The sequence below is a fragment of the Chitinophaga sp. XS-30 genome, from assembly GCF_008086345.1.
Taxonomy (GTDB): domain Bacteria; phylum Bacteroidota; class Bacteroidia; order Chitinophagales; family Chitinophagaceae; genus Chitinophaga.
The window spans coordinates 404,920-431,293 of sequence record NZ_CP043006.1 but is presented as its reverse complement, the minus strand read 5'-3'; the positions used below and the strand labels follow the sequence as shown (position 1 = coordinate 431,293).

General features: G+C 52.5%; 19 protein-coding genes and 1 tRNA gene. 11 read left to right on the top strand and 9 right to left on the bottom strand.

Translation table 11 applies throughout. From position 1 onward, the window contains the following. Positions 1-18: 18 nt before the first annotated feature. The 6 genes from FW415_RS01715 (at position 19) to FW415_RS01690 (ending at position 11,926) form a co-directional block, all read left to right on the top strand. Positions 19-1,419 carry a TolC family protein gene (locus tag FW415_RS01715; protein WP_148382580.1) on the top strand — a complete coding sequence of 467 codons (1,401 nt, stop codon included), beginning with the start codon at positions 19-21 and terminating at the stop codon, positions 1,417-1,419. Between the two features lie 10 nt (positions 1,420-1,429). After that, positions 1,430-4,669, top strand: coding sequence for an efflux RND transporter permease subunit (locus FW415_RS01710; RefSeq protein ID WP_148382579.1), 3,240 nt, complete (start codon positions 1,430-1,432; stop codon positions 4,667-4,669). Beyond that, the gene (locus FW415_RS01705; protein WP_148382578.1) at positions 4,650-5,756 is read left to right on the top strand and encodes an efflux RND transporter periplasmic adaptor subunit; all 1,107 of its coding nucleotides are present in this window, start codon (positions 4,650-4,652) and stop codon (positions 5,754-5,756) included. The genes FW415_RS01710 and FW415_RS01705 overlap by 20 nt, the downstream gene beginning before the upstream one ends. Before the next feature lie 192 nt (positions 5,757-5,948). After that, positions 5,949-7,517 carry a response regulator gene (locus tag FW415_RS01700; protein WP_148382577.1) on the top strand — a complete coding sequence of 523 codons (1,569 nt, stop codon included), beginning with the start codon at positions 5,949-5,951 and terminating at the stop codon, positions 7,515-7,517. A gap of 6 nt (positions 7,518-7,523) precedes the next feature. Next, positions 7,524-11,090, top strand: a complete 3,567-nt coding sequence (locus tag FW415_RS01695) for a response regulator (protein ID WP_148382576.1) — start codon at positions 7,524-7,526, stop codon at positions 11,088-11,090. Then, a complete protein-coding gene (locus tag FW415_RS01690) occupies positions 11,087-11,926 on the top strand; it encodes a protein-glutamate O-methyltransferase CheR (protein ID WP_148382575.1) in 840 nt (279 codons plus the stop codon). Before FW415_RS01695 ends, FW415_RS01690 begins: the two co-directional genes overlap by 4 nt. A 3-nt stretch (positions 11,927-11,929) precedes the next feature. On the opposite strand, the gene FW415_RS01685 is transcribed toward FW415_RS01690, so the two are convergent. Together FW415_RS01685 and FW415_RS01680 are read right to left on the bottom strand one after the other, a co-directional pair. Then, a complete protein-coding gene (locus FW415_RS01685; RefSeq protein WP_246858878.1) occupies positions 11,930-12,313 on the bottom strand; it encodes a response regulator in 384 nt (127 codons plus the stop codon). Between the two features lie 143 nt (positions 12,314-12,456). Then, a tRNA-Ala gene (locus tag FW415_RS01680) sits at positions 12,457-12,529 on the bottom strand. A 10-nt stretch (positions 12,530-12,539) separates the two neighbouring features. Between FW415_RS01680 and FW415_RS01675 the strand changes: the two genes are divergently transcribed. From FW415_RS01675 to FW415_RS01660, 4 genes are all read left to right on the top strand, one after another. After that, on the top strand, positions 12,540-12,764 hold the full coding sequence (locus FW415_RS01675; protein WP_148382573.1) for a hypothetical protein: 225 nt from the start codon (positions 12,540-12,542) through the stop codon (positions 12,762-12,764). A gap of 12 nt (positions 12,765-12,776) precedes the next feature. After that, a complete protein-coding gene (locus FW415_RS01670; protein WP_148382572.1) occupies positions 12,777-13,454 on the top strand; it encodes a response regulator transcription factor in 678 nt (225 codons plus the stop codon). Continuing rightward, the gene (locus FW415_RS01665) at positions 13,451-14,716 is read left to right on the top strand and encodes a HAMP domain-containing sensor histidine kinase (protein WP_148382571.1); all 1,266 of its coding nucleotides are present in this window, start codon (positions 13,451-13,453) and stop codon (positions 14,714-14,716) included. Before FW415_RS01670 ends, FW415_RS01665 begins: the two co-directional genes overlap by 4 nt. Positions 14,717-14,827: 111 nt before the next feature. Next, positions 14,828-16,315 carry a trypsin-like peptidase domain-containing protein gene (locus FW415_RS01660; RefSeq protein ID WP_168208625.1) on the top strand — a complete coding sequence of 496 codons (1,488 nt, stop codon included), beginning with the start codon at positions 14,828-14,830 and terminating at the stop codon, positions 16,313-16,315. Positions 16,316-16,367: 52 nt separating this feature from the next. On the opposite strand, the gene FW415_RS01655 is transcribed toward FW415_RS01660, so the two are convergent. The 5 genes from FW415_RS01655 to FW415_RS01635 are packed head-to-tail and all read right to left on the bottom strand — an operon-like array spanning position 16,368 to position 21,893. Further along, on the bottom strand, positions 16,368-16,781 hold the full coding sequence (locus FW415_RS01655) for a two-component system response regulator (RefSeq protein WP_148382569.1): 414 nt from the start codon (positions 16,779-16,781) through the stop codon (positions 16,368-16,370). Then, complete coding sequence (locus tag FW415_RS01650; protein WP_148382568.1) at positions 16,765-17,862, bottom strand: hybrid sensor histidine kinase/response regulator; 1,098 nt, start codon at positions 17,860-17,862, stop codon at positions 16,765-16,767. Before FW415_RS01650 ends, FW415_RS01655 begins: the two co-directional genes overlap by 17 nt. Before the next feature lie 12 nt (positions 17,863-17,874). Next, the gene (locus tag FW415_RS01645; RefSeq protein ID WP_168208624.1) at positions 17,875-20,037 is read right to left on the bottom strand and encodes a 7TM diverse intracellular signaling domain-containing protein; all 2,163 of its coding nucleotides are present in this window, start codon (positions 20,035-20,037) and stop codon (positions 17,875-17,877) included. A gap of 29 nt (positions 20,038-20,066) precedes the next feature. After that, the gene (locus tag FW415_RS01640) at positions 20,067-20,765 is read right to left on the bottom strand and encodes a hypothetical protein (RefSeq protein ID WP_246858877.1); all 699 of its coding nucleotides are present in this window, start codon (positions 20,763-20,765) and stop codon (positions 20,067-20,069) included. A 27-nt stretch (positions 20,766-20,792) separates the two neighbouring features. Next, positions 20,793-21,893 carry a ThiF family adenylyltransferase gene (locus FW415_RS01635; RefSeq protein ID WP_148382566.1) on the bottom strand — a complete coding sequence of 367 codons (1,101 nt, stop codon included), beginning with the start codon at positions 21,891-21,893 and terminating at the stop codon, positions 20,793-20,795. Positions 21,894-22,552: 659 nt separating this feature from the next. Between FW415_RS01635 and FW415_RS01630 the strand changes: the two genes are divergently transcribed. Further along, a complete protein-coding gene (locus FW415_RS01630) occupies positions 22,553-23,278 on the top strand; it encodes a superoxide dismutase (protein ID WP_148382565.1) in 726 nt (241 codons plus the stop codon). A gap of 91 nt (positions 23,279-23,369) precedes the next feature. On the opposite strand, the gene FW415_RS01625 is transcribed toward FW415_RS01630, so the two are convergent. Continuing rightward, positions 23,370-24,566 (bottom strand): ATP-binding protein, encoded by a 1,197-nt coding sequence (locus tag FW415_RS01625; RefSeq protein ID WP_148382564.1) that lies wholly within the window; start codon positions 24,564-24,566, stop codon positions 23,370-23,372. A 157-nt stretch (positions 24,567-24,723) separates the two neighbouring features. Then, positions 24,724-26,349: a glycosyltransferase family 39 protein gene (locus FW415_RS01620; protein ID WP_148382563.1), complete on the bottom strand. Its 1,626-nt coding sequence runs from the start codon at positions 26,347-26,349 to the stop codon at positions 24,724-24,726. Positions 26,350-26,374 lie beyond the last annotated feature (25 nt).

Here is a 26,374-nt window from a genome sequence, read left to right as displayed (position 1 = left end):
TTAATCGCTCATTTGCACATGATAACTAATCGATATCCGGCCCGTCTGGTACTGTTTGCCATCTTTTGTTGTTATACCTGTACTGCACAGGCGCAGGTGCTGACCATGAAAGACGCCGTACAAACGGCACTGAACAATTACGGGACCATCAAGGCCAAAGCCAACTATCTCCAGGCTTCCAGAGCTTCCGTGCTCCAGTCCAGGCGGGACTATCTCCCGAACCTGAACGTTTCCGCCCAGCAGGATTATGGTACCATCAACGGTCAGAACGGTCCGCTGTATGGTTTTGGCGGCCTGGGAGTGGCATCTTCCGGCCTTCCGCTGCCGGAACAGAACTGGAACGCCGCCTTCGGCGCATTGTATCTCGCCAATATCAACTGGGAATTTTTTGCCTTCGGCAGGATGAAAGAAAGGGTGAGAACGGCGGAATCCGTTGCCAGTCGTGATGAACGGGACTGGCAGCAGGAACAGTTCCGCCACGAGGTAAAAGTGGCCGGAGCATACCTTAACCTGCTTGCCGCGCAGCGCCTCAGCCGGTCCTGGGAACGCAACCTGGAACGGGCAGACACTTTCCGTTCCGTGGTAAAACGCCGGGTAGACAATGGGCTGATTGCCGGCGTGGATTCATCACTCGCCAGCGCGGAGGCCTCCAATGCCCGCATCACGCTTACCAAGGCACGGGACCTGGAAAAAGAACAGGCTAACCTGCTGGCACAACTGATGGGCGTAGCGCCGGAAGATTTTGTGCTGGACAGTTCCATCATCACCCGCATTCCTTCCGTGATAACAGATACGGTTTCCCTGGATGGTGACAGCCATCCCTATCTGCAGTTTTACCGCAGCCGCATTCAACTCAGCCGGGAACAGGAGAAATATATCAAAACGCTCAACTATCCGGCGTTTTCCTTTTTCAGCGTGCTGCAAACGCGCGCCTCCGGCTTTCAGGCGGCCTATACGCAAGACCAGACGGCCTTTTCCCATAATTACTGGGATGGCATCAAACCCACGCGCAGCAACTATCTGCTGGGAGTGGGCGTCACCTGGAACCTGACCAGCCCGCTGCGCATCCGCCAGCAGTCCGCCGTACAACGATTTACATCCGCTGCGCTGCAAAACGAAATGGAAGTGGTGGACCAGCAGATCAAAGCACAGCTGGCTCTCGCCGATGTGAAGATCAAGAACGCGCTGGACAACTACCGGGAATCGGCCATCCAGATCAAAGCCGCATCGGACGCTTACCTGCAGAAGACCGTGCTGTACAGGAACGGCCTCAGCACGCTGGTAGACGTCACCCAGGCCATGTACACCCTCAGCCGCGCGGAAACAGACCGGGAGATCGCCTATAGCAACGTGTGGCAGGCGCTGTTGCTGAAAGCCGCCGCCGCAGGGAACTTTGGCTTATTTATCAACGAATTCTAACAGATATACAATGGGACTCATCAGAAGCGCACTGGAAAAACCGATCTCCATCCTCGTGATCGTAGCGGGGTTGTTCTTCTTCGGTATCAAATCCGTGCGGGACATCAAGGTAGATATCTTTCCGGCACTGGATATGCCGGTGCTGTACATCGCCCATCCTTTCGGCGGGTACACGCCTAACCAGATGGAAGCCTTCTTCGCCAAGAACTACGTGAACATCCTCCTGTTCGTGAACGGCCTGAAATCCATCGAAACGAAGAATATACAGGGCCTCACCCTGATGAAGCTGAGCTTTTATGAAGGTACCGATATGGCGCAGGCCGCCGCCGAAGTGTCCGCATTCGCCAACAGGATACAGGCTATTTTCCCGCCCGGGTCGCAGCCGCCTTTCGTTATCCGCTTCGATGCCTCCACGCTGCCGGTAGGCGAACTGGTGCTGAGCAGCGAGAAACGCACGAATAACGAGCTGATGGACCTGGCGAATGTATATGTACGCTCCTCCTTTACCTCCATCCCCGGTCTCGTTGCCCCTCCGCCTTTCGGCGGCAACATCCGCACCGTGGTGATCAAGGCGGACCCGGAACAGCTGCGGATACACAATCTCACGCCGGACCAGCTGGTGGAAGCGCTGCGCGTCAATAACCAGACGGCCCCCTCCGGCAACGTCCGCATCGGCGACAAAAACTACCTCACACCCACGAATACGACTATACGGAATATCAAGGACTTCGAGAACATCCCGCTCTTCAAAGGCGGCGTACAAAATCTCTATCTCCGCGATGTAGCCACCGTTGAAGACGGAGCGGATATCGCCGCCGGTTATGCCCTCGTGAACGGCAGGCGTTCCGTGTACATCAACGTTGCCAAATCAGCGGATGCCTCCACCTGGGAAGTGGTGCAGACACTGAAGAAAGCCCTCCCCAGACTGCAAAGCCAGCTGCCGGAAGACGTAACGCTGACCTACGAATTCGACCAGTCCACCTACGTGATGAACGCCGTGAAAAGCCTCGTCACCGAAGGGATCATCGGAGCGGTGCTGACGGGCCTGATGGTGGTGCTTTTCCTCGGGGACCTCCGCGGCGCGCTGATCGTGATCCTCACCATCCCTGTATCCATCATCTCCGGTGTGCTGTTCCTGAACCTCTTCGGACAAACCATCAATATCATGACATTGAGCGGTCTCGCCCTGGCCATCGGCATTCTCGTAGATGAAAGCACAGTGACGATAGAGAATATCCACCAGCACCTGGATATGGGCAAACCCAAGGCCCTCGCCATCTGGGACGCCTGTAAGGAGATCGCATTCCCGAAACTGCTGATCCTCTTCTGTATCCTCGCCGTGTTTGCCCCGGCCTTCACCATGAGCGGCATCCCGGGCTCGCTGTTCCTGCCGCTGGCGCTCGCGATCGGCTTTTCCATGATCACTTCCTATTTCCTTTCCCAGACCTTTGTGCCGGTAATGGCCAACTGGTTGATGAAAGGCCATAAAAAACATGCCGTGCCTTCCATCGGTGAAGCAGATACCTGGGACCAGAAGAAGATACTGGTAGAGCGGGCAGACAGCAATAATGACGGAAAGATCAGCCGCTTCGAACGTTTCAGGGCGCGCTTCATGCGCTTCATCACCCGCATGCTCCCGTACCGCAAACCGGCAGTGATCGCATACCTCGTGATCTTCAGCGCACTCGCGGCGCTGCTGCTGCACAACGTTGGCCGGGACGTGCTGCCAAAGACCAATGGCGGTCAGTTCCAGGTAAGGTTGCGCGCACCGGAAGGCACCCGGATGGAACGCACGGAGGAAAAAACGCTGACGGCTATACGCAGTATGGAAGAACTGGTAGGAAAGGAGAATATATCCATTACCTCTTCCTACGTAGGGCAACACCCTTCCCTGTTCTCCGTAAGCCCGATCTATCTTTTCATGCCCGGTCCCCATGAATCCGTGGTACAGGTAAGCCTGAGCCGGGATTATCATACGGACCTGGATGAACTGAAGGAACGCATCCGTGCAAAGCTGAAACAAACCGTGCCGGACCTCCAGCCATCTTTCGAGCCGATAGAACTGACCGATAAAATACTCAGCCAGGGATCACCCACACCGGTGGAAGTACGCATCACGGGCCGGAACAAAAAACAGAATGAAGCATATGCGCAGAAGATCATCGCGAAGCTGAAGGAGATCGATTACATGCGGGATGTGCAATTGATGCAATCCACCAAATACCCTGCCATCAATATTGAAGTGGACCGTACCCGTGCGGCACAGCTCGGTGTGGATATGACGGACGTATCCCGCTCCCTGATCGCATCCACCTCCTCTTCCCGGCTGACGGAAAAGAACGTGTGGGTGGATGAACGCGCCGGCCTCAGTTACAGTGTACAGGTACAGGTGCCGGAGAACAAGATGAGCAGCATACACGATATCAGCGAGATCCCCGTGCTGCGCAATTCATCGCGCCCCGTGCTGGGAGATATCGCCACCATCAATGCAGATACGACCTATGGTGAGAATGATAACCTCGGCGCCATGCCCATGATATCCGTGACGGCCAATCTGAATGATGTGGACCTGGGTACGGCCAGCGAAGCGGTGAAAGCGGCGATCGCCTCGCTCGGTGAGCTGCCGCGTGGCCTGGGCATGGAAATAGTAGGCATGTCCAACACCCTGGATGAAACGTTGTCCAGCCTCGAATCCGGCCTTATTGTGGCCATTGTGGTGATCTTCCTGATGCTGGCCGCCAACTTCCAGTCGTTCAGCGTATCGCTGGTAGTGCTGACCACCGTTCCGGCGGTGATCTTCGGTGCGCTGCTGATGCTGATACTTACCGGTTCAACGCTGAACCTGCAATCCTACATGGGTATCATCATGTCCGTAGGCGTGTCCATCTCCAATGCAGTACTGCTGATCACGAATGCGGAGCATCTGCGGCGGCATAACGGGGACTCGCTGGCCTCCGCAAAAGAAGCGGCGGGGCTGCGCCTCCGGCCGATCCTGATGACCAGCCTGGCGATGGTGGCGGGTATGATACCTATGGCCATCGGGCACGGAGAAGGCGGGGACCAGGTGTCACCTCTCGGCAGAGCGGTGATCGGCGGGCTGGTAGCCTCTACCTTTTCCACGCTGCTGATATTGCCGCTCGTGTTCGCCTGGGTGCAGAAAAAAGCATCCATCGCCTCTGTATCCCTCAACCCGGAAAATAAAGACAGTAAACACTATATACCTTCCTTGTATGATCAGAACAAACAATAACATACCGGTCTTGTTTGCCGCAATTCTGCTGGCCGGTTGCGGCGTTTCGCAAAGCAAGCCGGACAACAGGCCTGCTGAAGAAACCGTTGCCGCCAACGCCGTAAGCACCTTTGCCCTGAAAAAAGATGTGCTTTCCGCCACCCTGCGCATGCCAGGGGAACTGATCGCCTTCCAGCAGGTGGATCTCTATGCGAAGGTGAACAGCTTTGTAAAGAAATTATATGTGGATGTAGGCTCCACCGTGAAGGCCGGCCAGCTGCTGGCCACGATGGAAGCGCCGGAGCTGAACGCCCAGCTGGCGGGAGCGGAATCAAGACTGCACTCGCAGGAAGCGGTGTACCTGGCCAGCAAAGCCAATTACGACCGTTTGTATCAGACCAGCCAGACGCCGGGAACGGTTTCCCGCAACGATCTGGACCTGGCATATGCCAAACAGCAGTCTGATTTCGCCCAGCAGGAATCCGCCAAAGCCGCCTACCGCGAGATCGCCGATACCCGCAACTACCTGGAGATACGTGCACCCTTCGAAGGGGTGATCAGCAGCAGGAACGTAAGCGCCGGGGCATATGTAGGCCCATCCGGCAAAGGCTCCGAATTCCCGCTCTTTTCCCTGCAGCAGCAAAAGAAACTCCGCCTCGTTGTGTCCATACCGGAAGCATATACCGCATACCTCGCGGAAAAGAAAGCAGTGAGCTTTACCATCCGCTCCATGGGCGGAAAGGAGTTCACCGCTGTGATCGACCGCCTCTCCGGCGCGCTGGACAGCCGCCTGCGCTCGCAACGCGTGGAAATGGATGTGGATAACAGCAATAAAGCCCTGCTCCCGGGTATGGTAGCGGAAGTGAGCATTCCGCTGAATAACCGTGACAGCGTATTTGTGGTGCCCTCAACGGCTGTGGTGAGCTCCACGGAGAAAGTATTTGTGGTGCGTGTGAACAATGGCGCAGCGGAATGGGTGGAGGTGCGCAAAGGCCGCGAAGCGGAAGGTAAAGCCGAAATATTCGGCGATCTCTACGCCGGAGATATCCTCGTTGAAAAAGCAAATGATGAAATAAGGAACGGATCAAAGATCGCACAGAAGAAGTAACGGATCAATAGTTAGAATGGCACGGGAGTGGTACGGTGATAGGTACCGCTCCCTTTTTTATGGCGGTACCATAAATTATGCCAATAGAAAAATTCTTGCAACAAATTGAAAATGAGATAGATATGTGTAGAGTTAAATCTACAGTGCAGTCGCATAAAATTTGAATAAATTGCCGCACATTTTGGCAGTATTATGATCCTTATAGTTGATGATCGTCCCGATAATATCTATTCACTCCAGAAGTTGCTTGAGATAAACCAGTTTAAGGTAGATACGGCGACTTCCGGGGAAGAGGCGCTGCGCAAGATTCTGAAGAACACCTATTTTGTCATTATTCTGGATGTACAGATGCCTGGCATGGATGGTTTTGAAGTGGCGGAGGCGATCACGGGGTACAGCAAGTCGAGAGACATTCCCATTATTTTTCTTTCTGCGGTGAACGTGGAAAAACGGTTCATCACAAAAGGATATACTTCCGGCGCTATCGATTATATCACCAAACCTTTTGATCCGGACATCCTGCTGCTGAAGGTCGGCACCTTTTACCGGCTGCACCAGCAGACCCGCGCACTGAATGAAACACAGGAGTCCCTGCGGGAGGAGATAACCGTGAGAAAGAATGCACAGGCGGCTCTCTGGCAAAGCCTGGAAGAACTGCGCTCCATCCTGGAGTCCATACAGCAGATCGCTTTCACCCTCAACGGAGCGGGAGAAATAGAATTCGTTAACCAGTACTGGTACCAGTATTCCACGGATAAGGAAGTGCTGCCGCAATCGCAGGAAGGTGAACCGGACATTGCTGAATGTATCCGGCAGGCGCTGGCTTCCGGCGTACAGGCCGTGTTCGAGGTCAGTATCAGGCATATCGGCAAAAATGAGTACCGTTATCACCTGCTGAGCATAACACCCGTGCGGAAAGACGACCGTATCGCCAAATGGGTGGGCATCTTTACGGATATCCATGAGCAGAAAATGATCAACCAGCTGCTGGAGAACCGTGTTCATGAAAGGACCCAGGCCCTGCAGCAGGCCAACAGGGAGCTGGAGATCAGTAACCATGAACTGCAGCAGTTTGCCTATGTAGCTTCTCACGATCTGAAGGAGCCGCTGCGGAAAATACAGGTATTCAGCAACCTCATCAGCGGAAAGATCGGCGAAGAACAGCCGGAAGCATTGCATTACCTCAACCGGGTTGTACATTCGGCCGAGCGCATGAACAGGCTCATCACAGATGTGCTGGACTTTTCCAAGCTGTCCATCTCCTCCGTTTTTGAATGGACGGACATCAATGCCATTATCCGGGAGATCATGGACGATATGGAACTGCTGATCGCGGAAAAGCAGGCTGTCCTGCATGTGACGGAGCTGCCCAGGCTGGAAGTGATCCCCTCGCAGATCAGGCAGGTTTTCCAGAATATCATCAGTAATGCCATCAAATTCTCGGAAGCAGGAGTGCAGCCGGTCATTCATATACAGGGAGAACGCGTTGAGGAGCTTGCGGCAAACAGCGCAGCTTCGCCTGAAGGCCCTTATTGCCGCATCACGGTATCGGATAACGGTATCGGTTTCGATGAGATGTACCTCAGCAAGATCTTCGTGATCTTCCAGCGTCTGCACGGCCGTAATGAATATGAAGGCACGGGTATCGGCCTCGCGATCGTAAAAAAGATCATCGATACCCACAACGGGTTGATCACCGCCAGGAGCGAACCGGGCAAAGGCAGCACATTTATCATGATTTTACCAGTCAATCAATCATAACAGCGAATGAAGTCAACTTTTCAGCGAAATCTTGTTATCGGGTTCGGGTTTTCACTGTTGCTGCTGATATTCAGTGCCGTGGCATCCTATATCAGCATCCGCAACCTTGTGAACAGTGCGGAATTGGTGGATCATACCAATGACGTTCTGCATGAACTCGATGCAGTGATCCTTGGTGTGAAGAGCGCCGAAACAGGACAGCGCGGATATATCATCACCGGGAATGAAGGATACATCATTCCTTATAATACGGCAGTAGACAGTACCCGTGCAAATATCGGAAGGGTAAAAGAGCTGGTGAAAGACAATCCGCTTCAGGCTTCCGGTGCAGATCAGCTGATGGAGGCAGCCATGATGCGCATCGATGTACTGGAATCCAATATCGAAAGGAAGAAGAGCAAAGGCCTGCTCACGGTGGCGGATATTGAAAAAGGCAGGGGGTATATGGAGCAGCTGGACCAGCTTGTAAAGCTGATGAAAGCCCGGGAAACCAAATTGCTTAAAGAGCGGACCAGCGAGCTCGACAAGTTTGCCAATGCCACGCCTGCTTTTCTGGTTATAGCCACTATACTGGCGTTGCTTATCACCATTACTTCCTTCATCAGGGTAAACAGTGATTTTAAAAGACAACAGCAATTGCGGCGCGAGCTGGAGCAGAAAGACCAGGATATCAACCGGCGCATCAATATTATCCGCGACATTGCAGACCGGATCTCCGGCGGGGATTATTCCACCCGGGCGCAGGAGGAAGGGGAGGATGGCCTCGGCTATCTTTCCGTGTCGCTGAACAAAATGGCCGCGTCCCTGCAATATTCCTTTGGTTTGCTGGAAGCCAGGGAATGGCTGCAGACGGGTGTGACCACGCTGCATGACAAAATGCTGGGGGAATACGACCTGCCCATACTCTCCCGCAGCATCCTGGATTTTGTGATCACTTATACCCATGCTCACGCAGGCGTATTCTATGCGACAGAAAACAGCTCTTCCCTGCGTTTCCTGCAGGGTTATGCGATCGATGAACAGTACGCAAAACCCGTGATCCCCTTCGGGGACGGATTGGTGGGGCAATGCGCGGATAGCTGCAAGATCATTCACCTGGAGGATGTACCGGAAGACCTGATGCTGTTCAGTCATGCTACCGGTGTCCTCAAACCCCGCAACATCATTGCCATTCCGCTTGACTATGAGCGCAGAACAGAAGGCGTGATCGAACTGGTATCGCTGAAGCCTTTTTCAGAGAACGATATCGCCTTCCTGAAAGCGATCTGTCCGAATATAGGCACCGTACTGCATAGCGTGAAGAACCGCAAGCGCCTCCAGGAGCTCCTGGAAGAAACACAGTCGCAATCAGAAGAATTGCAGGCGCAGCATAACGAGCTGGAAAATATCAACAGTGAGCTGGAAGCCCAGACGGAGAAACTGCAGGCATCCGAAGAAGAGCTGAAAGTACAGCAGGAAGAGCTGCTGGGAGCCAACGAGGAACTGGAGGAAAAAACAAGGTTGCTGGAAGAACGCAACCGCCTGGTGATTGACAGGAACCTGGAAATACAACGCAAGGCAGAGGAACTGGAGCAAAGCACGCGCTATAAATCAGAATTCCTGGCCAATATGTCCCACGAACTGCGTACGCCGCTCAATTCCATTCTGCTGCTCTCCCGCCTCATGGGAGAGAACAGCGGGCAGAACCTTACGCCGGACCAGGTAGAGTATGCCAGCGTGATACAGAACTCGGGGAAGGGGCTGCTGTCGCTGATAGACGAGATACTCGACCTCTCCAAGATAGAAGCCGGTAAAATGGACCTCATGTACAGCGACGTGCGCATAGACGAGATCGTTCGGGATATGAGAGCGCTCTTTGAGCCGGTGGCCAGGGAAAAAGGGATCGGCTTCCGGGTGGAAACGGATGAGAACGTTTACGGCATTATTGAAACGGACCGGCTGCGGCTGGATCAGATCATCCGCAACCTGATCTCGAATGCGCTGAAATTTACGGCAGAGGGATATGTGGAGCTGCGGGTGTCCATGCCGGAAGAGAACCGCAATACCGTGATGTTCACCGTTAGCGATACCGGGATCGGTATTCCGGAAGACAAACAGCAGAACATTTTTGAAGCATTTCAGCAGGCTGATGGCTCTACCCGCCGCAAGTACGGTGGTACGGGCCTTGGACTGTCCATCAGCCGGGAGCTGACAAAGCTGCTGGGCGGGGAGATACGCCTGAAAAGCCAGCCGGACAAAGGCAGCGAATTTACCGTGATCATACCGGCTACCCGCTCCGCAGCCGGTTTTGCCCTGCCGAAAGATGAAGGGCCGAAAGTGTTGTTGCAGGAAGTCGTGCCGGAGCGCTTCGTTACACCGGTGATCCCCGAAAGCATTGCAGACGACCGCCATTCCATCACCGGGAAAGACCGCGTGATACTCATTGTGGAAGATGATACAGGTTTTGCGCGCTCCTTGCTGGAATTCACCCGGCAGAAAGGATACAAAGGCGTGGTGACCGTACGCGGCGATGATGCTGCGGGCCTGGCACAGCAATATCGCCCACAGGGCATCCTGCTGGATATCCAGCTGCCGGTCAAGGATGGATGGGAAGTGATGGAAGAGCTGAAGAACGATCCGCTCACCCGGCATATCCCCGTGCACGTCATGTCCTCTTTCCAGGCGAAATTCAAAAGCCTTTCCAAAGGCGCGGTGGACTTTATCGACAAACCCGCGGCATACGACAAGATGGAAGACATCTTCAGCAAGATAGAGTTCATGCTCAATAACAATCCCCGCAAGGTGCTGATCGTGGAAGAAGATATGAAACACGCCAAAGCGCTGGCCTATTACCTTGGCAATTACCGGGTGAACACGGAGATCAGGGGCAACATCGGGGAAAGCGTTGAGGCCTTGCGGAAAAAGGAAGTAAATTGTGTGATCCTGGATATGGGCGTTTCCGGCGAAAGGTCCTACGATACCCTCGATGAAGTGAAACAGTCACCCGGCCTGGAAAATGTGCCCATCATCATCTTTACAGGCAAGCAGCTCAGCAAGGCGGAGGAATTGCGCATCAGGCAATATGCGGATTCCATCGTGATCAAAGTGGCCAACTCCTACCAGCGCATACTCGATGAGGTGTCCCTCTTCCTGCACCTGGTGGAAGAAAAGAAGGAAACCGTGAAACCCAAGGCCGCGCGGGAGGATGTGCTGAAAGGGAAAACGGTGCTGCTGGCGGATGATGATGTGCGGAACATCTTCTCCCTATCCAAGGCGCTGGAGGCCTGCGGGGTGCGCGTGATCTCCGCGGTGGACGGCCGGGAAGCGCTGGACCGCCTCCGGGAACATCCGGAAACGGATATTGTGCTGATGGATATGATGATGCCGGAAATGGATGGCTATGAATCCACCCGCATGATCAAATCGGATAAGAGGTTTGCCAGATTGCCGGTCATTGCCGTTACAGCCAAGGCGATGAACGGGGACCGGGAGAAATGCATTGCCGCGGGTGCTTCCGATTATATCAGCAAACCGGTGGATATCGACCAGTTATTGTCCCTGCTGCGGGTATGGCTGTACGATACAGGCAAATGATCCAAATATCAAAGGTGGAATACGAGCTTAAAGACGAAGAGATAGCCCTGCTGCTGCAGGATGTGCATGATATCTACGGATACAACTTTAATGATTATGCCCGTCCGTCACTGAAGCGGCGTATCAACCGGCTGTTTTCGCTGAACAGGTTTGCCGGTTTCCTGGACTTCAGGCTGCGCGTCCGGGAAGACCCCAATTACTTCCGTTATTTCGTGGAGGAGATCACGGTGAATGTGACCGAAATGTTCCGTGATCCGCATTTCTACCGCTGCCTGCGCGAGGAGGTGCTGCCGGTGCTGGCTACCTATCCTTTCATCCGCATCTGGCATGCGGGATGCTCCTCCGGCGAAGAGGTTTATTCCATGGCCATCCTTCTGAAGGAAGCCGGGCTGCTGGAACGCTCCCTCCTCTATGCCACGGATATTAACCCGGCCGTACTGGAAAAGCTCCGCAAAGGCATCTTCCCCCTGCGGTATATGAAACAGTATTCGGAAAACTATATCCAATCCGGCGGTCTCCATGATTTTTCGCGGTACTACACGGCAAAATACGATTGGGCAAAATTCGATGAACAGCTGTCCGGCCGGATGGTCATATCCACGCATAACCTGGTGTCTGACCGGTCATTCAACGAATTTCAGCTGATCCTCTGCAGGAATGTGCTGATCTATTTCGATAAGGAACTGCAGAACCGTGTGCTGCAATTATTCGAAGACAGCCTGGAGCCGCTCGGGTTCCTGGCATTGGGTGCAAAAGAAAGCCTGAAATATTCGGTGATAGCGCCTAAATACAAACAACTGCCGAACCGCCAGAAAATATGGCGGAAAGTGAAATAATGCTTAAGCTATTTCCTTTTTCTTGCTGAAATACGGTTCCAGTATCGATTTCAGCGAACTGATGCTGAACTGTTTAACGATATAGTCACTCGCTCCCAGCGACCGGGAATCATTGATATCACCAGGGTCTGAAGAGGTGGAGTAGATCACTACGGGAATATCCGAAAGCCTTTCATCTTTCTTGATCTCGCAGAGACAGTCCTTCCCCGTCATGCGGGGCATGTTCAGATCCAGAAAAATATAAGCCGGGGAAAAGTCTTTCTCAGACCGCAGGAGTTTGAGGCCTTCAACTCCGTCATCCGCTGTTAAACACATCACATCCGGGTTAACATCCTGCAGCGCGAGCTTGAATATTTCCTGATCATCCTTATCATCGTCAATTAGCAAACAGGTAATTTTTTGTCTCATTGGGTTTCATGAATATGTGACGAAAGATACAAAAAAACATCTGAATGTTAATGCTGTTGCCGAATCATCCGCAACAGGGCAAAGAAAAACGGGAAACCGTGTTACCGATTTCCCGTTCCGGGTGGAGGATATCGGACTCGAACCGATCACCTCAAACATGCCATGCTTGCGCTCTACCAGATGAGCTAATCCCCCCTGTGCGTGAATGGAGTGCAAATTTAGGCGCTTTTTCGAAAAAACAAAAAAATTCTTCACAGTGCCGGCGGATGCTTATAAGCGCCAATCAACATGGGCGTTCGCCGCTGCCGGGCGTGAAACCGCCTTTTGCAAGGGCGCTGCATGCCAGTTTTCTGCCGCCTGCCGCAAGCGCGCGGGATACTCTCCGGCAATCCCCGGCCTTCGTGTCGCGCCGGAATATTTTTTTCTGTAAATTAATGCCGGCATGAAGATTCTTATTATTGAAGACGAACAGGCACTCAGCAAAAGCATCGCTACCTACCTGGAAGCGGAGAATTATACCTGCGAGGTAGCGCCGGACTGCAAAACGGCGCTGGACAGGATAGAATCATTCGAATACGACTGCATCCTGCTGGATATATCGCTGCCGGACGGTAATGGCCTGCAGGTGCTCAAGGCACTGAAAGACGATCATAAAACCGAAGGGGTGATCATTATCTCCGCCCGTGACGGTATTGACGACCGTATTCAGGGACTGCAGCTGGGGGCGGACGATTACCTCACGAAGCCCTTCCACCTTTCCGAACTGGGCGCCCGCATTGCCGCTGTGATCCGCCGCCGGCGCTTTTCCGGCAATACCGCCCTGGAAGCCGGCCCCCTCAGCCTGGATACGCAGGCCCGCTCCGTCCGCGTGAACGGGCAGGCGGTAGACGTCACCCGTAAAGAATACGACCTGCTGCTGTACCTGCTCACGAACAGGAACAGGGTGGTATCCAAACATGCCATCGCAGAACACCTGTCCGGCGACGGGGAAGGGCTGTTCGATAATTACGACTTCATCTACGCCCATATGAAAAACCTGAAAAAGAAACTGATACAGGCCGGATGGAAAGACCAGATCAAGGCAGTGTATGGCATGGGATATAAAATGGAAGTGCCATGAAGCTGCTGAACAAAACCGTACAGTATTATTTCCTGTTATCCGTCATCCTGCTGCTGGTGGCGGTACCGGTATTCTATTTTGTGCTGAAGCGCATTGTGATCGCCAATGTGGATGCCCGCCTGATTGCCACTAAAACGCAGCTGGTGCCGCGTTTGCAGGTAATGGATGAATACCCGGAAGACGATAATCCCCTGCTCAACAACGATATCACCCTGGAACGCGCGGCCCCGCATACCGGCCGGGACTCGCTCTATACCTCCGATGTGGTGGACAGCACCTCCCGCCGGCGGGTCACCTACCGCCTGCTGACTTCCCACCTGGTCATCAACCAGGAAACTTACCGCCTGCAGATCAAATCTTCCCTCGCCAATCATGAGGCGCTCATCACCAGCATCATCATTTTGCAGGTGCTGCTGCTTTCCCTGTTGCTGGCCGGATTGCTGCTGATCAACCGTAGCCTGGCCCGCCAGGTCTGGAAGCCTTTTTACAACACGCTCCGCAAACTTCGCGCCTATAAAGTGGATGACGCCGCGCCGCTGCTGCTGGGCAAACCCGGCGTCAGCGAATTTGAGGAGCTGAATACGGCAGTGGAGCAACTGGCAGAGCGCAGCAGGAAGGCCTATGTTTCCCAGAAAGAATTTGCGGAGAATGCCTCCCATGAAATGAGGACCCCGCTGGCCATCTTCCAGGGAAAGCTGGAGTTGCTGATGCAAACCACTCCCCTCACGGAGGAACAGGCCGCGCTCATCACAGACATGGCCACCGCCAGCCAGCGCATGGGCCGGCTGAACAAAGGGCTCATCCTGCTCACGCGCATCCAGAACGGGCAATTCCCCGAAACGGAGGATATTTCCGTACAGAAAATGGCCATTCACCTGCTGGAACAATACCGCGCCCAGGCGGAACAGAAACAGCTGGGTATGGAGACCGACTGGCAGGAAGACCTCGTGGTGAATGCCAATCCCGTCCTTATAGAAGTGTTGCTCAGCAATCTGCTGGCCAATGCCATCCGCCATAACCTCAACGGCGGCAACATCCTGGTGAAGATCGCCAATGGTACGTTCACGGTGCAGAACACCGGCCAGCTTTACGCCCTCAACACGGCCCGCCTTTTCCAGCGCTTCGCCAAAAGCAGTGCGGATGCGGAAAGCATGGGGCTGGGCCTGGAGATCGTAAAAAAGGTCTGCGACCTGTACAAATATGAGATCACCTATGTTTACGAGCATCCCATGCACGTTTTCAGCGTGAAAATGAAGGGATAGCGGCTGCCCGGCCCCTCCTAAGAAAAAGTTAAATCCATCCCGCTACACCTGTTTATTCAGAATGTATTCAGAATGCCTGTTCAATTTTACGGTATCAAAAAAGGAGATACTATGACAAAAAAACTGACTTTCGCCGCCATTGCCTTACTGGCGGCAGGCATCGGCGGGGGATATGCGCTGAGCAGCACCTCTTCCGGCAAGCCCTACAACAGTATCTTGCAGGATGATCCCAAACCCCTGGTACAAACTTCTTATTCCGGCGGCGCAGCAGCCCAGCCGGTTGACTTTGAAAGAGCAGCGGGCACAGCGGTTCCTTCTGTGGTACATATCAGAACAGTGGTAAAATTCAAGCAAACCCAGTCCCGGGGCGGCATGAACCCCTTCGGGATGGACGACCAGCTGTTCGAACGTTTCTTTGGCGGCGGCCGCTCTTTCCAGCGGCCTGACCAGAAGGCTTCCGGCTCAGGGGTGATCATCAGTGAAGACGGGTACATCGTCACCAACAATCACGTTGTGGACGGTGCCAACGAGATCACCGTAACGCTGAACGACCGCAAGGACTACAAGGCAAAGGTGGTGGGCAACGATCCGAATACGGACCTGGCCCTGATCAAGATCGATGGCAAGGGATTACCGGTGATGCCGCTGGGCAACTCTGACGAGGTGCGCCTGGGCCAATGGGTGCTGGCAGTAGGTTACCCGCTGAACCTGGATGTGACCGTTACCCAGGGTATTATCAGCGCCAAATCGCGCAATATCGGCATCAACAGACAGGGCAGCGCTCCGGTGGAAGCTTTCCTGCAGACGGATGCGGCCGTGAACCCCGGCAGCAGCGGCGGGGCCCTCGTGAATACCAACGGTGAACTGATCGGCATCAATGCCGCTATCGCTTCACCCACGGGCTCCTATGCGGGGTATGCCTATTCCATCCCCTCCAACCTCATGAAAAAAGTGGTGGGCGACATCATGAAATACGGTTCCGTTCAGCGCGGATACCTCGGTATCAGCATGGCCCCGGAGAACCTGGATGAAGCAACGCGCAGGGAACTGGGTGTTACGGACGACGGCAACGGCGTGTGGGTAGCAGATACCGATCCCAATGGCGCAGCAGCGGCAGCGGGCATACGGAAAGGCGATGCCATCACGAAAGTGAATGACGTAGCGGTAACTTCCAGCTCCAAGTTATCCGAGCTGATCGCCATGCAGAAACCGGGTGACAAGGTAGATCTGGTGGTGCTGCGCGATGGAAAAGAAAGAAAGGTTAGCGTGACACTAAAAGGAAAACTCGGCGCCATGTCCGGCCAGCAGGCTGCGGCAGTGGAGGCCCTGGGCGCTGATTTTGAGCCGCTGTCCAAATCAGATGCAGCAAAACTGCGCCTGCCGGGCGGCCTCCAGGTCACCAATATCCGCGATGGCGTGATCAGCGGCCAGACGAATATGCGCCCGGGATTCATTATTACAAAGATCGGAGGGATAACCGTAAGAAATATCGAAGAACTGAAATCGGCATTGGCAAAACAGGACGGCAATTTCCAGATAGAAGGGACCTATCCCGGCAGCGGAAATACTTATTACTACGGTATCAATGATTTGAATTAAAAGGATGGATGGTCTGACAGACAAAGCGTATCGCTCCGGCGGTACGCTTTTTTTATTGCTGGAAGATGCTTTCTATCACCTCTTTCAGCTCTTTGGGCTGCAGGGGTTTCTTCAGCAGCCGGATCACCAGCGGATTGGCATTGGTGCGGGAGATATCGCCGAAATCAAGCGAAGAGGATACCATGATGATGGAACACTGGTTCTTGATCTTGGAGGGGTAGGAATCGAAGGAGCGAAGGAACTCGAAGCCGTCCATTTCAGGCATCTGTATATCCAGCAGAATGACCGTGGGAGGGATGTGCGGAAGGGTAATGTTGCTGGAAAGGAATTCCAGCGCCTTGTTCGCATTGCTGAAAGCCAGAACGGTCCTGCTGATACCCTGAAGGGTGATCAGCCGCTCGTGAAGGAGCAGATCGATGTCGTTATCATCAATCAGTATGACGCGAAGATCAGGTATCGAATTCATTTCGGTTCGGAATAGAGATTTCAAATTGGGTGCCTTCACCGTAACGGGAATCTACGCCAATGGTACCGCCGATCTTGCTCAGTGCTTCTTTCACAATGTACAGACCAATGCCGCTACCCGGCTTGTTGTTGTTCTTGGAGCGGAAGAACATTTTAAAGATGTTGCTCAGATGTTCGCTCAGAATGCCGATACCATTATCTTCAATACGGATGGTTGCCTTATGAGGCTCCACTTTTACAGACAGGTTCACCTGCGGATACTCCTCATCCGGTTTCTGATATTTAACGGCATTGGATATCAGATTGTTCAAAATAACACTTATTCTGAAAAAATCACCCTTGAACGGAACAGGCTGGTCGATCTTTACATTGAAATTGATGATCGTATTCTGATGCCGGAACGTATCGATACAGTCATCTATCAGCGCTACAAAATCGATCTTCTCATATTCCAGTTCCAGCCGGGAGTTGCGGTAGTATTCGATGATCTTCTGGATAAAGCTGTCCAGCCGCGTGATGCAGACCTCCACCATGTTCATATAGCCCTGCGGGTCCGTCATGCTGTTATCCAGCCGGCTCAGGTTGATGATGCCCTGTACGCTCATCAGGGGTGCCCGGAGGTCATGTGAAGTGGAGTAAATGAAACGGTTCAGCTCATCATTCGTTTTTTCCAGCTCCAGCACCTTTTCTTTCAGCTGTTTGCGCGCAGAATAGATCTCGTAGGCGTTATTGATGGTTTTGAACAGCTCATGCTCATCCCATGGTTTCTTGATATAGGAGAAGATGTGGCCTTTGTTGATGGCGTCAATGATATCTTCCACATCCGTATAACCGGTGAGCAGGATGCGGATGGGGTCTGGCAGTATGTCCTTGATCTCGTGAAAAAACTCTACTCCCGTAGTACCGGGCATCTTCTGGTCGGCAATAATGATATGGACTTCTATGCCGCGGAGCACCTGCATACCTTCGGCTGCGGAATTGGCGGTATATATCTCATAGCTCCGCCTGAAATTGGCACGGAATGCATTGAGGTTATGTACTTCATCATCGATGTACAGTATCCTGATACGGTTGCTTTTCATGAGGGTTTATTGTTAGGACGAATGACTCTGAACACCAGGAACATTGAGCGGTAAATATATAATAAATTCCGCTCCTTTACCCGGGGCCGACTCAACGACTACTTTTCCATGATGCTTTTCTATAATACTGAAAACGATGGAGAGCCCCAATCCCGTACCTTCTCCCACGTCCTTGGTGGTGAAGAACGGTTCGAATATCTTCTCTTTCACCTTCTCCGTCATACCGATACCGCTGTCTTTAATGCTGATGCTCACCGTTTTGTTATCCACCTGGCGGGTGGTGATGGTAATGGACTCATCCCCTTGTTCGGGTTTCATTTTGATGGCATTCAGGGCGTTGTTCAGGATATTGAGGAATACCTGGTTGAGCTTGCCGGCATAACACTCGATCTTGGGCAGTTCACCGTAATCACGGATGATCTTTACATGTTGCGGGGTGGTATTGCGCAATAGTACCATGGTGGAATTCAGCCCTTCGTGGATGTCCACGATCTTGAGATCGCTCTCATCCAGCCGGCTGAAGGTACGCAGCCCCTTTACGATCTCTGCCGTACGGTTGGCGCCATCCTCAATGCCCTTGATGAGCGTATCTATTTCGCTGTGAACGTAATCTATATCGATTTCCTGTTTATATCGTTCTATATCCGCCAGCTGTTCCTGCACATTCCCGCCCTGGCCGAGGGTGTCATAGCGGCGGAGCAGGTTGCGGATGTCTTCAAAATCCAGTTTAAGCGGTTTGATATTGGACGTTACAAAGTTGATGGGGTTGTTGATCTCGTGGGCGATACCTGCGGTCAGCTGGCCGAGGGAAGCCATTTTTTCCGCCTCCACCAATTGGGTCTGGGCTTCTTTCAGCCCGCTGAGCGCTTTGTTCAACTCCTTGTTGCTGCTTTGCAGGGCCTCTGTACGTTCCTGCACTTTGGCTTCCAGGATGGCGTTCTGCTCGCGCACCAGCTGTTCGTTCTCCTGCGACACCCGGAGGGCATGCGCCTGGGATTCCTCCTTTTCCTTCCGGTAGATATTGATCTTGTTGGCCAGGGCAAAGGACAGCAGGGTGACCTCGGCCGCGGAGCCTACCTGCAGGGCGTAATAGGTGAAGTCGTTATACGGCAGCACATTGAAATTGCGCAACACGAAAATACAGACGCTGGACAGGAAGATACCCCATGCTACGAGGAAAAAGCGGGCCGGTAGAAAGCCTTTGTTGCTCACCTTCACACCCACAAAGATGGCGATAACAGACCCGCTGAGCGCCACCAGCTGCACCCAGATCTGCGCAACGAAGTACCGGTCCATGAACATCGGAATGAGGTTCAGCAGATACAGTACGATCACGGCGTTGAGCATATGGTACCCCAGCTTGTATTTTTCCCGGGCATGCAGGAACGACGATATGAACAGCGCCGCCGTGATGCCGTTCAGTATCGGTATCAGCACGGTATCGTGCATGGCCAGCCAGGTATTTTCCGGCCAGAGGAAGCGGAAGGTGTAGCCCTGCTGCGAGGCCTGTGTGAGCCCTACGCAAATGATATAGCTGACGTAGATCAGGTAACTCCAGTCCCGTATCGTAATAAAAATGAACAGGTTGTACAGCGCCATCACGAGAATGATGCCGATATACAGGCCCATGATGAAATTACGTTCGGTATTCTTTGCGTTCAGCCTGTTTTCCGATCCCAGATAAACGGGCAGCTGCAACTGCTCCCCGGCCCTTATCTTCAGGTAGAAGGAGCGGGTTTCTCCTTTGGGGATGGCCAGCGGAAAGATATAGTTCTGATGGTCGTAAGGTCTTTTGTAGTAGGACTGGAATTCGCCGAGCCTCGTGGCCTTATGTCCGCCGCCGGGCAGGATCTCGAATAAGGTGATATCATCGATGATCGGGTATTCCACTTCCAGCAGCAGCTTCGTCACATCCGAGGTATTGGTGATGGAGAAGCGGGCCCAGTGGGTATTGGGGGATATCTGCAGGTTCGGTACTTTCTGGGTGGAGGGGGAGAACGCCAGGCCGGCCACCTGTTCCAAGGTAAGGCTGTTGGTCTTGTCCGTGTACAGCTCCATATATTCCCCGATCTGCATCAGCCGGTCCCTGTCTGCAAATACGACAGGTTCCGACGCGCTGGCTGCGCTGCGCCAGAAGAGTGAAATGAGCAATAACAGGATGAAACGTACCGGCATTTTTAATCTTCGGTGTAATTTAGCGTTTTTTATTTTTCCCATCCCGGCAAGCTCAACTGGTAATATACTTCAAAATTTCCTTTCGGCCCCGTTTCCGTCCGGAGCTGATTGAAATTTTTCCGGAGCTCGAACATCAGCTCCCTTTCCCGGGCCTCTGCACTGCTAAGCACATCTACATCTTTAATGATCATGGCCGTGGCAATGAAGTCGTCTTTCGGATAGTAAAAGATGCCTTCATTTCCCAGCGAGGTATCTATCACAGCGCCTACGCGTTTGCCCATCCGGGTGGTGATGGGAGCGCAAAGTACGTGTACCTGGTCTATCGGCAGCTGGCTCATCAGCGCTACGGCTACCCGGCACAGGATCAGGCTGCCGATGCCCATGCCGGCCACCTCCTTTGAGTTCCACATCCCGCAGATCTCGGCGCTTCCCGGGCGCACATCGGTATAGATCTTCGGATCATATTTGCCGATCGCCGTTTCTATAGGCAGGGGAATCACGCCGTCTGCCAGCTGTACCCGGGCGCCGCCGTAGGTCTTGGTACCTGTCTCATCTTCCACGATGATCACGATCGTGTTCTTGTGGTTGATCCAGTCCACATTCCCCGAAGTGATCTTGGCAATACCGAAATGTATCTCCAACAGTTTGCTGTGGCCCTCATAGAACCGCATGCAAGCCTCCGGGTCTTCCGGAGCAATAAAGGCCCTTACCTTGATCAAATCACTCATTGGTTTGCTCTTTTAGTTTACTGGGCGCTATTTGATGAGTTGCTCAAAATCTACATAGAACCTGCCGGAGACCTTCAGTTCATCCAGCAGTATGCGGCGGCAGGTATCCGCCACCATTCCGCCGCCCAGCATCACGGAGGATGCCAGTTGAGGCCATGCGGTAATGGTTTTCCCGATCTGCGTCAGGGAGTATTTCATCCTTTCGCTCATCGCCTCGCCGCCCACCATCGGCCCGAGGATGGGCACTTTCTGCTCGGTAGTGAGGTTGCTGAGCGTTTCCATATCCATATCGGGAATGAGGCCATGCATCATGGGGTAATCCGGTTCGAGGTCATAACGTTCGATGTCCAGCATACCCCGGTCGTTCATTTCCATGACCACGGGCATACGCAGGGCTTTTGCCTTGATGCGGCTTAATATTTTTACATTGAGGCTGTCGCATTCCTCCACCAGCAGGTCCAGCTGACCGCCTCCGGTAAGGAAATCCATGATATTGTCTTCCGTTGCGCCATCCGTATAACACTTCACTTTAATAAAGGGGTCCAGTTCCGCGATCTCCCGCGCGGCAGAGATCACTTTGGGGGTACCGAGGTTATGGACGCTGGTACGGATGCGGTTCATATTGGAGAGTTCCAGGTCGTCGAAATCCGCGAGGCGCAGTTCCCCGCCGATACGCTCCATGGCAAGGGTGAGCGCAATGGTCTGCCCCACGGACAGGCCTATTACCCCGATCTTTTTCCGGATCAGCAGATCCCTTTCCTCCGTCCTGATCTTATAAATATTGCGGGAAGTGCGCATCGCAACAAATTCCTCTTCATCCAGCAGGTGAACGATCTTTTCTGACCATGGGTAGTACACCCATACGCCATAATCTTCCAGTGAGTTTCCCGCGAGATGGGCGGTAATGGCGGCTTCGGATTCTGCCACAGAAAGCATGCGCGCCGGGTGCTGGCTCCTGATGAGCTCTTTCAGCTGCCCATACAGCTCATCATAAACTTTGATCTGTGGGTTCTCCTGCAGCAATTGCAGCAGGGCTGCTTTCTCTCCGGACCCGGACGCACGGAAAAAAACGGGCGAATAGGTCAACGGCTCTTGTCTTGTCTTTTGTACGCGTTCCTGAATCATCATGCTGCTTCCGGACTTGATTTATTGGGTGAATAAATTTATGCCTGCCTGGTGTCTGATCAATGTATTGATGGTTATTGCCAAATTGGAGCAAAGTATAGGTCACTTCTGCCCAAAACCCATTTGTCCAGTGCATCAAAATTAAATCATAATCAAAAGCGATGAAGCTATCTTAAAACCTGTGTCTGTCAGTTCGCAGCATATAGTAAAAGCCAAACCTCTCCGGATGCATCGGAAAGGCAGGGGCGTACAGACAGCTCTGTTATTATCTATAGTGTGATATTCTCAATTCCTGCTTCTCCTCTATCAGGCGAAGCGGGCAAAACAGCAGTTTGCAGGTAAGACAAATTCAGCATGTATATACCGGGGATGGACGGGTACCGGCGGATGCCGGTGAAGATGGTACAGGGCACCATCCGGAGCCATGCTGACCGGAGCAGGGCCAGGCCTGCAGCCAGGGATAAATAACTTCATCTTTCAAAAATGATTAAATACGACAACAACACATGAATATAAAGGTAAAATACCAATTAATTTCAAATTAAACGATAATATTCGGCTTTATTTTGATCAAAATTCAAAAACCAGGTAACGGTCGGGAATTGTTGGTGTAAAATTTGCTTAAACGTATAGCTTTGTACAGAATAAAAAATAGCTGACATATGCATAAAAGAGAATTCCTCAAGGTAGCCGGCCTTGCCGGCGTGGCTGCCCTGGCAAACCCGAAAGGGTTGTTTGCTGCAGAGGGTCCGGAAACCCTGGCTGATGCCAAAGCACCGTTTACGCTGCCCGAATTGCCATACGCAACCGGTGCGCTGGAGCCTCATATCGACAAGATGACGATGGAGATCCACCACGACAAGCACCATGCAGGCTATGTAAAGAACCTGAACGCCGCGCTTAACGGCACCGTTCTCGCTTCCCTGGGCCTCGAAGACATTCTGGCGAAAGTAAGCGCCAAAGAAACCGCCATCCGCAATAACGGTGGGGGGCACTACAATCACAGCCTGTTCTGGACCATTCTTTCGCCGGAAAAAACAACACCTTCGGCAAAGCTGTCCGCTGCCATCAATGGCGCCTTTGGCTCCATGGATGCCTTCCGGACAAAGTTCAGCGATGCCGCCAAAGGCGTATTCGGCTCAGGCTGGGCATGGCTCATCGTTGGAAAAGATAAAAAGCTGGCGGTGACCTCCACCCCCAACCAGGATAATCCCCTCATGAAAGGCCTGGTGAAGGAAACCGGCACACCCATCCTCGGACTGGATGTATGGGAACATGCCTATTACCTGAAGCACCAGAATAAACGCCCCGATTATATCGCAGCTTTCTGGGATGTTGTGAACTGGAAAGAAGTGGAGAAGCGGTACGACGCGGCGATGAAGAAATAACGAATTGCAGGAAATAAGCAAAGGGCCTGGGGGCGGGTGGTTTAAGCCTGCTTCCGGGTCACGTATCGGTGCAGGAGCAATAGATAGAAGGCTAATAGAGGAATCCGAAGAGCCACAAAGGAATCTTATTCCATGCTCCTGTTTCTATTTCATCTGCAGCTATCCATGAATCAGGAATATCCTTAATCTGATTCCCTCCTTTCCCTTTCCCTCCGATCTCAAACGTATATTTCCCGTCAACCATAAAGTCTCCGCTTAAGGGAAGGGCTGCTTCATGACCAGCGTTGCAGAGCTGATTCAAAAAGAATGATTCTCTCAGTGCGCCTTTATCCGCCTTTTCCTGTGAGAACATATGATGGAGGTTGGTATTTTCCAGGAAGATCTTGTCCGGCTTTTGCAACGTGCTTATACTTTTGCCTGCTGCCGTCAATGTATTGATGAGCCTGGCTTTATCCAGATAGTGCATATACTGCAAAAGGGTAGTCCTGTGCATTCCCGTTTTTTCACTCAGTTTGGAGACATTGGGTTTGAATGGAACGTTGGTGGCAAGGATATATAGTAATTGATATATCTTCCTGGTGTTATGAGAGTCGAAGCCATCGATAAACTGCAGGTCGTTTTCTATGATCAGCTTTACGACCTGCTCCAGGCGAATGAAATAAGTACGTTTGTTTTCCAGGAAAAATGGATAGTACCCGTATTGCAGATAGTCATTGAAGTATTGGAGTGGTTTGAACTTTGTGCTTAGGTCATTCGCGATATGAACATGCTGGTCAATGATGTCCTGCAATGAAAGGGGGGGAATACTGACCACTCCCGAGACCTCCAGGAACTCCCGGTAGGACAACCCCGTAAGTTCATACTGCACAACTCTCCGGCTCAGGTCGGCATTCTGGCGGAGGAGGTCTGTGACGGAAGAACCGGTAAAAACGATCCGTAAATCCGAATAAAAATCGTACAGATTCTTGATTTCTGTTGCCCAGTTGGGGTATTTGTGCACTTCATCGAGAAACAGTATTTCGCCACCCTGCAGACGGAATTGTTCAGCAAAGTCCACCAGTTTGTGCTCCGTAAAGTAAATATCATCAAGCGTCAGGTATATGGCTTTCCCGCCTATTCCGTAATGCTGTTTTATATGTTGCAGCAACAAGGTCGTCTTACCTGTTCCCCGTGCGCCCAAAATGCCTATCAGTCGATCCTTCCAGTCGATCTTCGCAGCCAGTGAACGGATAAATCCAAGGTTTTGACCTTGTATGAGGAGGTTCGATTTGGATGCTATATTTTCCATATATGATAGTCTGATAGGCAAAAATACTAAAAATTGTACATTCAGAACAGCAAAAATCAATAAAATTGCCTATCATACTGTACAATTTTACAGAAAATTGCTCACCGGGCTGTACAATTTTACAAAAAAGCCCAATCATTACTCCTGCCGGCAGGCCCTAATCTTTCCGCTTCAGAAACACAAACCCGTTCTTTTCCCCGATCACCTCCAGGTTGGGGTGCGCCCTCCAGGGATCGCTGTCCGTAATCCGGCAGATGAAGTAGGTGGGTTTGTCTACCGGCCCTTCCAGCAGCCATTTATCATCGTAGTAATTTTTATTGGCAGGCGGCAGCTTCCGCGTGTAGTACATATAGGCATAGCTCTTGTAGCTGAGCGGCCGCACATACACATCCTTTCCCACAAAGGATTTGAAATAATCGATGGCGGCGCCCTGGGAGAAGCGCTCTACTTTCGGTACAAAGTGCAGTACCGTCACCTGTATCATGATGATGGTGCTGATGAACAGGCAGAGCAGCCCCTGTTTCACTTTCCGGTTAAACAGCAATACGCAGGACACGATCACCAGGATGGTATAGATGAGGCCGTAGGCCATTTCGCCAAAACCGAACGGCACATCGGCCTCCAGGTTGGCTTTGGCAAAACGGTCCCCGATGTGCGGGATCAGTTCGGCTTTGTAGATGCCAACAAGGGGCAGCAGGCTGATGGCGACACCCAGCACCAGGCCGATCACCAGGATGATGGTGATATTCCATCCTTTCAGGGTGAACCTTCCTTCCAGCAGGCGGTGCACCTGCAGCGCGGCGAGGAAGCTCAGGGGGAAATAACAGAGGGACGAATAGTGCACGATCTTCGTTTTCACAATAGAAAACAGCAGCAATACTACCCAGAACAGCACCCACATCCATATCTTGAAATCCTTGGCTTCCGTGCTCTGCTGGGTGTAAATGGATTTGCCCCTGGCCGTCTGGATATAACTCAGGAGAAAGATGCTTGCCGGGAAGCATCCCACCAGCAGCACGATCCAGTGGTAGAAGAACGGCCCGCCATGCCCCGCATCCGGTGTGCTGAACAGGCGCCACTGGTACACCACGAACTCATTCATGAACCACCATCCGTTCGCAATGATCTCGTAGCCGAACCAAAGCCCGGTGGTCAGCAGGCAGAAGAGAGCGATCCAAACGAGATGCATGATCCTGATATAGATCCTGAACTTGTTGTACACCCAGTACACCACCAGCGCCAGTACGGCAATGAGAATGGCAGCGGGACCTTTGGTCAGCACCGCCAGCCCGAGTGATACCCCGCTGCATATGGCCATACGCGTTGGTTTGGGAGCATAGCCGATACGGTAGGCAAAGTAAAGCGAGAGGAAAATAAAATAGTTGAAGGTGGGGTCGATGATGCCGGATTTGAAATAGAAATGCGGCAGCCAGGACCCCGCATATACGAGCGCCCACCAGAGGCCGAGTTTTTCGTCCCCGATCTTTTTGCCGATATGAAAGAAGGTGAGCAGGGTAATGATGCCGATGACGGCGTTGGGGAACCTTGCTGCAAAATCGTTGATGCCAAAGAGGTGCATGCTCAGCGCCTGCATCCAGATAAAGAGCGGGGGTTTCTCCCAGAACGGCGCAAAATCTATCTGCACCTGGGAATAATTGCCGCTTACGATCATTTCTCTCGCGGCCTCCGCAAAATTGATCTCATCCCAGTCGAACAGGTGCACGGCTCCCAGGAAGGGAATAAATAAAAGGGCTGCTACGATGGCTATCAACAGATATTTCATTCGCGAATATTGACTAATGGGCCGA